Genomic DNA, 12925 nt, shown 5'->3' on the forward strand with positions numbered 1-12925 from the left:
TGATCGCGCTGCCCGGCCTGCTTCCGGCGACGAGCGACGACCTGGTGGGCGCGGTCCTGAAGGCCGCCGCGGAGTAGGCACGAGCCGGAGTCCGCTGTGGTCGGTCTTTCTGTGATCGGCAGTTCAATCTGCCGATCACTCAAAGAAAGACCGACCACAGCTCAGCCTGGCCGGGCAGCTCAGCCTGGCCGGGCAGCTCAGCCTGGCCGGGCAGCTCAGCCTGGCCGGGCAGCTCAGCCTGGCCGGGCAGCTCAGCCTGGCGGGGCAGTTCGGCCTGGCCGGGGCAGTCCAGCCTGGCGGGGCAGTTCGGCCTGGCCGGGGCAGCCCAGCCTGGCGGGGCAGTTCGGCCTGGCCGGGTAGTTCAGCCTGGCCGGGGCAGCCCGGCCAGCAGGGCCAGCCGAGGCCAGCTCAGCGGCCGAGGCCAGTCCAGCCGCCCGACACCGTGGGCCTCCAGCGCGCGGAAAGCACTTTCCGCAGGGCGGCGGCCGCAGGTAAGGTCGTCGCGAATCGAATCGAGCGGGTAGTCGACGACGACAGGGAGCACCCGAATGAGAGCCACGATTCTGGGCACCGGTGCCATCGCGGCACATCACGCGGCCGCGATCGCCGCGCTGGGCGATCACGGCATCGCCGCGCAGGTCACGCACGCCGTGGACATCGACGCCGGCAGGGCCGCGACCTTCGCCGCCGAGTACGACATCCCGGGACACGGGACGTCGCTGGCCGACGCGCTGCCCGAGACGGATGTGCTGCACATCTGCACTCCACCCGGCGCCCACCTGGACGCCACGCTCGCGGCGCTCGCGGCCGGTGTGCACGTGATCGTCGAGAAGCCGGCGGTGCTCTCGCTCGCAGAACTGGACCGGATCGCCGCGGCCGAGCGATCCGCTGCCCCTGCCCGGACGGGCCAGGGGACGGCGCGGTTCACGCAGGTGGTGCAGCACCGGTTCGGCGCCGGCGCCCTCCGGCTGCGCCGCCTGCTGGACGACGGCGCGCTCGGCCGGCCCCTCGTCGCGACCTGCAACACCCTGTGGTTCCGCCCGCCGGCGTACTTCGACGTCCCGTGGCGTGGCCGCTGGGACACCGAGGGTGGTGGTCCCACCATGGGCCACGGCATCCACCAGTTCGACCTGCTGGTCGCGATGTTCGGCGAGTGGACCGAGGTCACGGCGATGGCCGGCCGACTGGCCCGGGACGTGGACACGGAGGACGTCTCGATGGCGATCGTCAGGTTCGCGAACGGCGCGATGGCGAGCATCACAAACAGCCTGCTCTCCCCGCGCGAGACCTCCGACCTGCGCTTCGACACCGAGAAGGCCACGGCCGAACTGTCCCACCTCTACGGGTACTCGGACGAGAACTGGACGTTCACCCCGGTCGCCGGCCAGGACGACGTCGCGCGACACTGGGTCCCGGAGCCGGAAGCCCTGCCGAGCGGGCACACCGCCCAGTTCATCCCGACCTATCGCGCGTTCGCGGCGGGCGAGGCGCCGCCCGTGACCGCGGAGGACGCGCGCGGAACGTTCGAGTTGGCCGCGGCGATCTACCGGTCCGCGTTCACGGGCGCGCCGGTCCGGTCCGGGCAGATCGGCCCCGACGACCCGTTCTACGAGTCGATGCGCGGATCCGGCCCCGCGTGGCGGCCGGTCAAGGACGTTCCCGCGGACGCCGAGGAGGTCGCCCGATGAGCGAGCCGGGGAACGAGCCGACAAGCGAGCCGGGGAGTGGGCAGACGGGACGCGGCGCGCAGGACGGCCCGTGCCCAGCGGGCGCGGACTCACGTCAGGTGGGCGCGGACTCACGCCGGGTTGGCGCCGACCCCCGCCCAGCGGGCGCCACGCCGTCGGACGCGTTGCGGCTCGACGAGGACGGGAGCAGGCCGCGGCTCGGCGGAACCCCACTGCGGCTCGACGACGACGGGATCGCGCTGACCTGCGATCTCTTCACCTATGTCTACCGGCCGAGCGAGGTGCAGTACGAGGCGCCGCGGCCGTACTTCCATCCGATCCGGACGGCCGGGGGTCGCGAGGTCAGCGCCTACCGGCCCTGGGACCACGTGTGGCACAAGGGCATGGCGTGGTCGCTGCCGAACGTCGGGCCGTGGAACTTCTGGGGCGGGCCCACCCATGTGCGCGAGCAGGGGTACCAGAACCTGACGAACGTCGGCACCCAGCAACACGAGCGGTTCGCGAGCGTCTGGGCCGACGGCGGCGCGGCCGGGTTCGGCGAGGACCTGGCCTGGCGTGCCGCGCCCGCCGGGTGGAAGCCCCCGGGGCCCGACGGCTCGTACGGCGATGACGGTCCGGTCGAAGGCGCACCCGGGGACGTCGTCGTGCGCGAGCGGCGCTCCGTGCGGGCGTGCGTGCGCGACGACGCGTGGGTGCTCACCTGGCGCTCGGAGATGACGAACACGACCGACGGCCCGCTCGACATCGGCAGCCCCACCACCAACGGCCGCGAGAACGCCGGGTACGGCGGGCTGTTCTGGCGCGGGCCGAGGTCGTTCACCCAAGGAGTGGTGCTGGCTCCCGGCTTCACGGGCGACGCCGAGGAGGTGCGCGGCGAGCGGTTCCCGTGGCTGGGCGTCGTCGGCCGGCACGACGGCGCCGCACCCGGGCCTGAGGGCGGTTCGGCCGCGTCGACGGTGCTCATGGTGGATCCGGGGACGAACCCGGGCGGGACGCCCCAGTGGTTCGTGCGCGCCGCGCCGTTCTGCTGCATCTGCCCGGCGCCGTTCTTCAGCGCGGAGGTGCCGTTCGACGCCGGTGAGACGCTGGTGTTCGAGTACGCGGTGGTCGTGGCCGACGGCGAGTCCGACGGCGACCGCGCGGAACGCCTGGCGGGCATGGGCCGGAAGGAGCTGGGATAGCAGGCCGGTTCGGTCGCGAGCCAGGAGAGCCACGAGGTTGCTTACGGTAAGGAGGGCGATTCCGTAACCAAGCTCATGGCTCGTAGGAAACCTCATGGACCAGGCGGGCCCGCACGGGCTGGGCGGGTTCCGTCGGATCGACGGAGGCGATCGATATGGCAGATTCACCGGTCTTTCCCGGCGGGACGTCGGTTTCGCATCTCCGCGTGTACGACTGGCCTACGCCCGACGCGCCGGGCGGGTCCGGCACTCCGCACTTCCACACCACGTCGACCGAGGCCTACGTGGCGCTCGCGGGGCGCGGACGCGTCGAGACGCTCGGTCCCCGCCGTCGAACACTTGATGAGCGGGGCCGTGGCCGTCACGGACGCGCGTCCCGGCCCCCACCGCTACGGCATGTGCGGGCGGCTTCGCGTCTGGTCGACGCGCTGAGCTGAGGCATCCCGCCCATCGGGCCACCTCGCCGAACTGCACGTCTTGGCGTCGAAGCGCATGTTGTCTGGCTTGTCTTGGCGTCGAGCCGCATGTCCTGGCGCCGAGCCGCACGTTGTCCTGCATGTCCTGACGCCGAACCGCATGTCGTCCTGCATGTGCTGGCGCCGAATCGCACGTTGTCTGGCATGTCCTGACGCCGAACCGCACCCGGAGCCCGCCTTCAGGCGCCGAGCCGCATGTTGAATCGTTCAGATCGCGCATTGATGCGATTCATCCTGCGGTTCGGTGGAGCGCCCGCGCTGTGGCCGGGAACCCACGCGTGCGACGAGGGCCGGGAACCCACGCGTGCGACGAGGGCCGGGAACCCGCGCGTGCGACGAGCCGGTCGTCGACCTCGCTCAGCCAGATCTGCTTCTTGACCAAATCGTCACCTAAGAACGCGCCAACAGGGATGGACAGCGCTTGCCTATGGTGTTGTATCGTTTCAATTCATGCGAGGCGGGTCCCTCCGCCCGCACCTGTGAGACGAACCTCCGGGGTCGATGCTGACTCCGGTCGAGCGAGGAGGCTCCAATGAGGATCGAACGTACGGCTGCCGGTGGGCGGCCCGGCTACAGGACGGCAGGGATCGCCATCGTGGGGGTGGCGGCGCTCGCGCTGACCGCCTGCTCGGGCGGAGGCGGCGGGGGAGGCGGAGGCAACGCAGGCTTCGCCGACGAACTCGACTCCGAGGAGGAGATCACCCTCTCCCTCGCGTGGTGGGGCGACGACGACCGCGCCAACAAGTACGAGGAAGCGGTCGCGCTCTTCGAGGAGGAACACCCCAACATCGAGGTCGACACGAACTGGATCTCGTGGGACGACTACTGGCCCGCCCGCAACACCGAGGCCGCCAGCGGCTCGCTGCCCGACGTCATGCAGATGGACCTGTCCTATCTGCGGCAGTACGGCGGGACCGGACAGCTCGCGGACCTCTCGGAGGCGATCGGCACCAACCTCGACGTCTCGGGCTTCGACGAGCAGCTCCTCGCCGCAGGCGCGATCGACGGCGTGCAGTACGGCATCCCGACGAGCACCAACACCCTCGCGCTCTTCTACAACGCCGATGTGCTCGACGAGGTCGGCATCGAGCCGCCCGCCGAGGGCTACACCTGGGACGACTACGCGGCATTCGCCGAGGAGGTCAGCCAGGCGGGCGCGGGAGCGGACCCGGCGATCTACGGCACCGGCGACTACACGACCACCTTCTGGTTCTTCTGCCAGTGGCTCATCCAGCAGGGCACCGATCCGTTCACCGCGGACGGCGAGCTCGCCTTCACCGAGGCGCAGATGGCCGAGTTCCTCGGGCTCGGCTCCGCCGCCCGCGACGCCGGGGTCTTCTACCCCATCGAGCAGGCCAAGCAGATCGAACCGCTCGGCGGGTTCACCGTCAGCGAGTCCGCCTCGGAGATGAGCTGGGACAACTTCCTCGCCGGCTACGTCGCGGAGACCGAGCAGGACATCCAGATGCTGCCGATGCCCTCCGGGGACAACGGCCCGCAGATGTTCTGGAAGCCGTCGATGCTGCTCTCGGCGTCGGCCAACACCGAGCACCCGGCAGCCACCGCTGCGCTGGTCGACTTCCTCGTCAACGCCCCCGAGGTCGGCACCATCTTCGGTACCAGCAAGGGCAACCCGGCGGTCGCGGCACAGCGCGACGCGATGGAGGTCGAGGCCGGCTCGATCGACGAGCAGGTGGTCGGCTTCGAGGAGAGCGTCGCCGACCTGGTGACCGAGCCCGCACCGGTCCCGGTCGAGGGCTTCGGTGCCATCGAGGCCGAGTACAAGCGCCTCGGTGAGGAACTGCAGTACGGCAACGTCACCGTCGACGAGTTCGTCGCCCAGTGGTTCACCTTCGCCGAGAGCAACGTCGGCGAGCCGTGAGCGCCACGGCCACCGCCGACGCGCCTGTCCGCGCCGCCGCGCCCCGGCAGCCCCGCCGCCCCGGGGCGCGGCGCCGCGCCGACATAGCCGCCGGCTACACGTTCCTCAGCCCATGGCTGCTCGGTTTCGTCCTCCTGACGGCCGGGCCCATGCTGGCCTCGCTCTACCTGGCGTTCACCGACTACGACCTGTTCCGCCCGCCGACCTGGATCGGCCTGGAGAACTTCACCGAGATGTTCTCCGACCCGCGGTACCTCAAGTCGGCCGAGGTCACGGCGCAGTACGTGTTCCTCGGGACGCCGATCAAGCTCGCGGCCGCCCTCGCGGTCGCGATGCTGCTCAACATGAAGTTCTCCGGCCAGGGCGGGTACCGGTCGGCGTTCTACGTGCCGTCCCTCGTGGGCGCCAGCGTCTCGGTGGCGATCGTCTGGAAGGCGATGTTCATCGACGACGGCGTCGTCGACCGCATCCAGCAAACGGTCGGCGCTCCTGGCGGCGGCTGGGTCGGCAACCCCGACATGACGATGCCGATGATGATCCTGCTCGCGGTCTGGCAGTTCGGTGCGCCGATGGTCATCTTCCTCGCCGGCCTCAAGCAGATCCCGTCGGAGCTGTACGAGGCGGCCTCGGTCGACGGCGCCGGCCCGTTCCGCAAGTTCTGGAACATCACGCTGCCGATGCTCTCCCCGGTGCTGTTCTTCAACCTGCTGCTGGAGACCATCCACTCGTTCCAGGTCTTCGCGTCGGCGTTCATCATCTCCGGCGGCACCGGCGGCCCCGCGGACTCCACGAACTTCTACACGCTGTACCTGTACACCAGGGGCTTCGTGCAGTTCGACATGGGCTACGCCTCTGCCATGGCATGGATGCTGGTGCTCGTCGTGGGCGTCATCACCGCACTGATGTTCCGCACGTCCCGCGTGTGGGTGCACTACTCGGGGGAGGAGAACTGATGAGTCTCACGCAAGTGGGCGACGCCCCGCACGACGTCGTCACCCGACGACGCACCCCGCCGGCCAGGATCGGCAAGATCGTCCTGTTCCACGCGGTGACCCTCGGGCTGCTCGCGGTCGTGCTGTACCCGGCCCTGTGGATGGTGCTGTCTGCGTTCAAGCCGAGCAACGACATCATCGGCAACATCGACATCATCCCCGACACCTGGACCCTGGCGAACTTCGGGACCGCCTTCGGCGGCATCGGAGGCATCTCGTTCTGGAGCTTCTTCTGGAACTCGACCCTGCTCGGCGTCCTCAGCGTGGTCGGTGTCGTGCTCTCCGCGACCGTGTCCGCCTATGCCTTCGCCCGCGTGAAGTTCCCCGGCCGGGGAATCTTCTTCGCGATCATGATCGCCACGCTCCTGCTGCCGACCCACGTGGTGATCATCCCGCAATACATCATGTTCAACTCGGCGGGCCTGGTGAACACGTACGTGCCGCTGCTCGCCGGGAAGTTCCTCGCGGCCGAGGCGTTCTTCGTGTTCCTCATGGTCCAGTTCATGCGCAACCTGCCGCGCGAACTGGACGAGGCGGCACGCATCGACGGCGCCGGCCACTTCCGGATCTTCCGGTCCATCATGCTCCCGCTGATGCGGCCCGCGATCATCACCAGCTCGATCTTCGCGTTCATCTGGTCCTGGAACGACTTCCTCGGCCCGCTCCTCTACCTGAAGAAGCCCGACCTGTACACCCTGCCCATCGCGTTGCGCGCGTACGTCGACCAGACCTCGGTGTCCGACTACGGGGCCCAGATGGCCATGGCCGTCCTCGCACTCGTCCCCGTGATCCTGTTCTTCGTGGTCTTCCAGCGGTACCTCGTCGACGGCGTCGCCACGCAAGGGCTGAAGGGCTGACCATGAGAGCCTCCGCCGGCCGGGCGCTCCCGGCCCTCACGCAGTCGCACCGGGCGCGTCCGGTCCGCGGGCCAGGCGGCTCGCGCCCGGTGCGTCCGGCCCATCCCCCGAGCCCGGCCGGTGCACGGCATCCCACCCGCAGCTTCGCCGACACGTTCGCCCTGCTCGCCGAATGCCTGCTCGTCGGCGTGTACGTCCTGGTCGCGAGCCTGCCGGTGGTGACCGTGCCGGCGGCGCTCGCGGCCGGCACCGCGCACCTGCGCAGGCACCTCGCCGGGCAGGGCACGGAGATCGGACGGTTCGTCCGCGACTGGTGGGCGGCGGTCCGGGACCTGTGGGTCCTGGGCGCGGCGGGTCTGGCCCTGGCCGGGACCCTGGCGCTGAACGTCCAGGTCGCGGCCTCGGGCCTGCTTCCCGGAGGCCCGGCCGTCCGCTGGCTCAGCCTGGCGGTCGGCGTCGCCTCGGCCGTCGTCGTCGTGCGTGTCGCGGGAGCCTGGTCCATGCCCGACGACGACCGCGGGCGCGCCCCCGCCGCGAGCGTGCCCGGCGTGCCGGGCGCACGCTCGAGGGCCGCTGGGCCGACGGCGTGGCCCGACGACGACCGCGGGCGCGCCCCCGCGCAGGGCGACGGACCGGCGCACCATCTCCGGCGGGCCCGCGCCCTGGTCCTGCTCGCGGCACGGTCCACCGGCGCGGACCCGGCAGGGTCCCTCCTCCTGGTCGTGGCGATCGGCCTGTGCGGCGTCCTGGTGTGGATGCTCACCCCGCTGGTCGCCGTCGTCGGCGGGCTGCTGTGCCTGGCGGTCATCGCCGTCGAGTCCCGCGCTCTCTCCTAGCCAGATCTCTCCGGTTCTCGTGGCCGGCACGAGTCCTCAGCGCCGGCGGGACGACCTCCCGCCGGTCGCGACGGGCAGCACCTCGATGCCGAAGTCACGACAGCAAGTTCCGACAGATATCCCGACAGACAAGGAGTACAACGATGTCATCCTCGTCCCTCCGAACAGGGGCGGCCGTCGCGGCCGGACTCGCCCTTGCCGTCACCGGGGTCGGCCTGCCTGCCCAGGCTGCCCCGCCATCCACCCCGGCGTCGTCCCCCGCGACGTGGCCGGGGCACCCCGGCCCGCCGGGCAAGGGTGCCGTGCTCGAGGACCTGGACCGCGGCCTCGTCGCGGCCGCGACCAGCGAGGGCGTGTTCCTCAGCTGGCGGCTGCTCGGCACCGAGGTCACCGGCACCACCGACACGGGCATGGCCGGGCCGGACTTCGCCGTCTACCGCGACGGCCGTCGTATCGCCACGGTCACCGACTCGACGAACTACGTCGATCCCGAGGGCTCGGCGGACAGCTGGTACGCGGTCCGCCCGCTCGGCGGACACCACGGCCATGCCGCATCCTCCTCCGGCGACACCGCAGACGTCGCCCGCTCCTCCCACGGCGGCTCGGTCGCCACCGCCCGGCCCTGGTCCGACGACTTCCTGGACATCCCGCTGAACAAGCCCGCCGACGGCGTCACGCCCGCCGGCGAGGAGTACACGTACCGCGCCAACGACGCGTCGGTCGCCGACCTCGACGGCGACGGGACCTACGAGATCGTCGTGAAGTGGGACCCGTCCAACTCGAAGGACGTGTCCCAGAAGGGCTACACCGGCAACCAGCTCCTGGACGCCTACACGCTCGACGGCACCCAGCTCTGGCGCATCGACCTGGGCGTCAACATCCGCTCCGGGGCGCACTACACCCAGTTCCCGGTCTACGACTTCGACGGCGACGGGACCGCCGAGGTCATGGTCAAGACCGCGCCCGGGACGAAGGTCACGCGGTACCGGCACGGCCACCCGCGGCCGTCGTCGTACATCGGCATCCCCTGGGACGACCGGCGCGAGGGCGTGCGGCACTCCGACGACTACCGCTTCTCCGCGGACCAGTACCACGAGTACCTGATGGGCGTGCTCGCCGGCTGGTCGGAGCGCGAGGAGGTGACGAGCGGGCAGTGGCCCGCCACGCTGGAGGAGGCGTGGGGCATCGAGCCGCAGTGGGAGTACCCGCTGTCGGACGACGACGCGCAGGCCGCGGCGGACCACTTCGTCGACGTCTACGCGCCGGCCCGTTCCGGGCGCAACGAGCTGCGTGAGTTCGAGGGCTTCGTCATCACGGGCCCGGAGTACCTCACGGTGTTCGACGGCGCCACCGGCCGCGACCTGCAGACGATCGACTACAAGCCCGGCCGGGGCGACGACGGCCTGCTGTGGGGCGACTACGCGATGAGCCGGATCGAGCCGGGCAACCGGGTCGACCGGTTCCTGGCGGGCGTGGCCCACCTGGGCGGCCCGGAGGAGAACGCCAGCGCGATCTTCGCGCGCGGCTACTACACGCGGTCCACGCTCGTCGCCTACGACTGGGACGGCAGGCGGCTGCACGAGCGCTGGTACGCGGACTCCGGCCACGCGCCGATGTCGAACCCGTTCAACGACGGCCCGCACGGCGTCGAGGGGACGTCCGAGGAGTGGGGGACGCTGACCACGCAGGGCTTCCATTCGATGTCGGCGGCCGACGTCGACGGCGACGGGCGCCACGAGATCGTCTACGGCTCCGCGACGCTGGACGACGACGGGTCGCTGCTGTATTCCTCCTACGACACGATGCCGGAGGGGTCGGCCGATCCCGGCGCCTGGGGGAAGCTCGGGCACGGCGACGCGATGGCCGTGGCCGACATCGACCCGTCACGGCCGGGCCTGGAGATCTGGACGTGCCACGAGGGCGGGGTCTGGGCCCCGTACGGCCAGGCGATGCGTGACGCCGCGACCGGTGAGGTACTGTTCGGCTCCTTCTCCGGGCGGGACACGGGCCGGTCGATGATCGGCGACGTCTTCCCGGAGGTCCCCGGTATCGAGGTGTGGGCGTCGATGCCGGACGGGACGCTCGGGTCGGGAACCCTGTCCGCGACGGGTGAGACGGTCTCGTCCGACACGATGGGGACGAACGCCTCGGTGCGCTGGGCCGGCGACGGCTCGACGCAGATCCTGAACGGCGGTCTCGACGCGACCCCGGCGATCGTGGACCGGCAGCGGGGGACGCTGCGGACCCTGGAGGGGACGCTGACGAACAACCACACCAAGGGCAACGCGGCGCTCGTCGCTGACGTGCTGGGCGACTGGCGCGAGGAGGTGCTGGTGCGGACGGAGGACTCGTCGGCGCTGCGGCTGTACCTGTCCACGGAGGTCTCCGACATCAAGCTGCACACGCTCATGCACGACCCGCAGTACCGGGTCGAGGTGGCACGCCAGCAGACCACCTACAACCAGCCGTCGTACCCGGGCTTCTACCTGGCCACGGACACGGACTGGAGCACGGTCCCGCTCCCCCCGAACGCGAGGGACTGAGGCCTGCCGGCTGCGTGGCCCGTGCGGCTGCGCAGCCGGCGCCGGCGCCGCGACCACGCCATTCTGACCAATGGTGACGTTACCATCGGCCGGAATGGCGTGGTCGTGCGGGTGTCGTGGCTTGGTCGCCCCGAGGCGGGTGGGGCGGCGTGCGTCCCGGCGGCCGCCGGCACGACATCGACCCGAACCGTTTCGAGACAGGATCCATCCATGCGACGACGCACCTCTCCCAGCAGCTTCGACCCCGCCGGGATCCGGCCCTGGAACGCCGGGCTCGCCGGCCTCGCGTTCGGCGGGGACTACAACCCGGAGCAGTGGTCCGACGACGTCCGCCTCGAGGACATCGAGCTCATGCGCGAGGCCGGTGTGAACATCGTGAGCCTCGCGATCTTCGCGTGGGGGACCATCGAACCCCGTGAGGGCGAACGCGACTGGGCCTGGTTGGACACCACCATGGACCGGCTGCACGCGGCGGGCATCAAGGTCGCCCTGGCCACCGCCACCGCGGCCGTCCCGCCCTGGTTCACGCGCAAGCATCCCGAGATCCTTCCCCAGAGCTCCAACGGCACGGTCCTGCACCAGGGTTCCCGCCAGACCTACTCGATCCACCACCCGGTGTTCCGCGACTACGCCGTCGCCATGGCCGAGCGCGTCGCGCGCCGCTACGCCGACCACCCGGCACTCGCGCTGTGGCACGTCGACAACGAGATCGGCTGCCACAACCCGCGCGACTACTCGCCCGCTGCCGCGGACGCCTTCCGAGAGTGGCTGCGCGAGCGCTACGGCGACGTCGACGGGCTGAACAAGGCCTGGGGCACGGCGTTCTGGTCGCAGCGGTACGGGTCGTTCGACGACGTGCTCCCGCCGCTGGACACCACCGCGTTCGCCAACCCCACCCAGCGGCTCGACTTCGACCGCTTCAGCTCCGACGCGCTGCTCGACTACTACCGCGACCTGCGCGACACCCTCCGCGAGATCACGCCGCACGTGCCGACCACCACGAACCTCATGGCCGGCAGCCACAAGGAGATGGACTACTTCTCCTGGGCCGGCGACCTCGACGTCGTCGCGAACGACAACTACACGATGGCCGCGGACCCGGACCGGCACATGCTGCTCTCCCTCAGCGCCGACCTGGCGCGCGGGATCGCCGGCGGCGACCCGTGGATCCTCATGGAGCACTCCACGAGCGCCGTGAACTGGCAGACACGCAACCGCGCCAAGCAGCCGGGGGAGATGCTGCGGAACTCGCTGTCGCACGTCGCCCGCGGGTCCGACGCCGTGATGTTCTTCCAGTGGCGCGCCAGCAAGGCGGGCGCCGAGAAGTACCACAGCGCGCTCGTGCCGCACGCGGGGACGGACTCCGACCTGTGGCGGGACGTCGTCGCGCTCGGCGGGGCGGTCAAGGCGCTCGGGGAGGTGCGCGGCTCCCGCGTCGTGGCGCGGACGGCGCTCGTCCTGGACTGGCCCGCCTGGTGGGCCTGCGACCAGGACGTCCACCCCACCGAGGTGGAGTACCCGGACCAGGTCCTCGCCTGGTACAAGGCGCTGTGGCGGCTCGGGGTGACGGTGGACATCGTGCCGCCGTCGCGGGACCTGGACGGCTACGACCTGGTCGTGGTGCCGAACCTGTACCTCGTGTCCGACGCCGACGCCGCCCGCGTGCGCACCGCCGCCGAACGCGGTGCGACCGTGCTGGTCACGTACTTCTCCGGGATCGCCGACGAGAACGACCACATCCGCCTCGGCGGGTACCCCGGCGCCTACCGTGACCTGCTGGGCGTCCGGACCGAGGAGTTCTTCCCGCTCCAGGAGGGCGAGTCGGTCCGCCTCTCCGGCGCGTCGCTGCCCGACGGCGGCCTCACCGCCGACCTGTGGACGGAGAAGTCGACGGCCGCCGACGGCGTCGAGGTCGTCGCCGCCTACGACGACGGCCCGCTGCCAGGCCGCCCGGCGATCACCCGCAGAACGATCGTGTCCGACGGCGGACGCCCGGGCACGGCGCCGATGTCGCAGGTGGTTCCGCACGCGGGTTCGACGGGCTCCACGGGTTCGACGGGCTCCACGGGCTTGACGGGCTCGGGCGGGTCGGACGCCGGCGCGGCCCCGGCTGGATCCGGTGGCACGGTCTCCTCGGCCGGCGCCGCCTGGTACGTCGCGACCCGGCTGTCCGACGACGGAGTCGCCCACATCGCACGCCGCGTCGCCGAGGAGGCGGGTGTGCTCCCGCCGGTCGCGCTCCCGGAAGGCGTCGAGGTGGTGCGCCGTGTCGCCAACGACGCCGAGTTCGTCTTCGCGATCAACCACACCGACGCGGACGTCACCGTCGACGCCGGGCGCCCCGCACCGTCGTCGGACACAGACACGGACACCGCCGCGGACACGGACACCGGCGCGGACACGGACACCGGCGGCGGCAGGGAACTCCTGACCGGCGAGGCCGTCCAGGGTGCCCTGACAGTCCCGGCCG

Annotated in this window: 8 protein-coding genes; all 8 read left to right on the forward strand. The window is 71.2% G+C overall.

The genetic code is table 11. From position 1 onward, the window contains the following. Positions 1-548: 548 nt before the first annotated feature. Positions 549-1688 (forward strand): Gfo/Idh/MocA family protein, encoded by a 1140-nt coding sequence (locus tag ACYVK5_RS21685; RefSeq protein WP_460708051.1) that lies wholly within the window; start codon positions 549-551, stop codon positions 1686-1688. Then, positions 1685-2869: a DUF6807 domain-containing protein gene (locus ACYVK5_RS21690; protein ID WP_460708052.1), complete on the forward strand. Its 1185-nt coding sequence runs from the start codon at positions 1685-1687 to the stop codon at positions 2867-2869. The genes ACYVK5_RS21685 and ACYVK5_RS21690 overlap by 4 nt, the downstream gene beginning before the upstream one ends. 1008 nt (positions 2870-3877) lie before the next feature. Further along, the gene (locus ACYVK5_RS21695; RefSeq protein WP_460708053.1) at positions 3878-5227 is read left to right on the forward strand and encodes an ABC transporter substrate-binding protein; all 1350 of its coding nucleotides are present in this window, start codon (positions 3878-3880) and stop codon (positions 5225-5227) included. Continuing rightward, positions 5224-6180: a carbohydrate ABC transporter permease gene (locus ACYVK5_RS21700; RefSeq protein ID WP_460708054.1), complete on the forward strand. Its 957-nt coding sequence runs from the start codon at positions 5224-5226 to the stop codon at positions 6178-6180. The genes ACYVK5_RS21695 and ACYVK5_RS21700 overlap by 4 nt, the downstream gene beginning before the upstream one ends. Continuing rightward, the gene (locus ACYVK5_RS21705) at positions 6180-7076 is read left to right on the forward strand and encodes a carbohydrate ABC transporter permease (RefSeq protein WP_460708055.1); all 897 of its coding nucleotides are present in this window, start codon (positions 6180-6182) and stop codon (positions 7074-7076) included. Before ACYVK5_RS21700 ends, ACYVK5_RS21705 begins: the two co-directional genes overlap by 1 nt. 2 nt (positions 7077-7078) lie before the next feature. After that, the gene (locus ACYVK5_RS21710; protein WP_460708056.1) at positions 7079-7912 is read left to right on the forward strand and encodes a hypothetical protein; all 834 of its coding nucleotides are present in this window, start codon (positions 7079-7081) and stop codon (positions 7910-7912) included. A gap of 143 nt (positions 7913-8055) precedes the next feature. Beyond that, positions 8056-10455, forward strand: a complete 2400-nt coding sequence (locus ACYVK5_RS21715) for a rhamnogalacturonan lyase (RefSeq protein WP_460708057.1) — start codon at positions 8056-8058, stop codon at positions 10453-10455. A 210-nt stretch (positions 10456-10665) separates the two neighbouring features. Further along, positions 10666-12925 (forward strand): beta-galactosidase (locus ACYVK5_RS21720; RefSeq protein ID WP_460708058.1); only part of this gene is annotated, 2260 nt, incomplete at its 3' end.

The sequence above is a fragment of the Myceligenerans halotolerans genome (assembly GCF_054782975.1).

Bases quoted from the DNA above. Each gene is read 5' to 3' on its own strand.
- ACYVK5_RS21705 (WP_460708055.1), top strand. From the start codon at position 6,180: ATGAGTCTCACGCAAGTGGGCGACGCCCCGCACGACGTCGTCACCCGA.
- ACYVK5_RS21690 (WP_460708052.1), top strand. From the start codon at position 1,685: ATGAGCGAGCCGGGGAACGAGCCGACAAGCGAGCCGGGGAGTGGGCAG.
- ACYVK5_RS21695 (WP_460708053.1), top strand. From the start codon at position 3,878: ATGAGGATCGAACGTACGGCTGCCGGTGGGCGGCCCGGCTACAGGACG.
- ACYVK5_RS21715 (WP_460708057.1), top strand. From the start codon at position 8,056: ATGTCATCCTCGTCCCTCCGAACAGGGGCGGCCGTCGCGGCCGGACTC.
- ACYVK5_RS21710 (WP_460708056.1), top strand. From the start codon at position 7,079: ATGAGAGCCTCCGCCGGCCGGGCGCTCCCGGCCCTCACGCAGTCGCAC.
- ACYVK5_RS21685 (WP_460708051.1), top strand. From the start codon at position 549: ATGAGAGCCACGATTCTGGGCACCGGTGCCATCGCGGCACATCACGCG.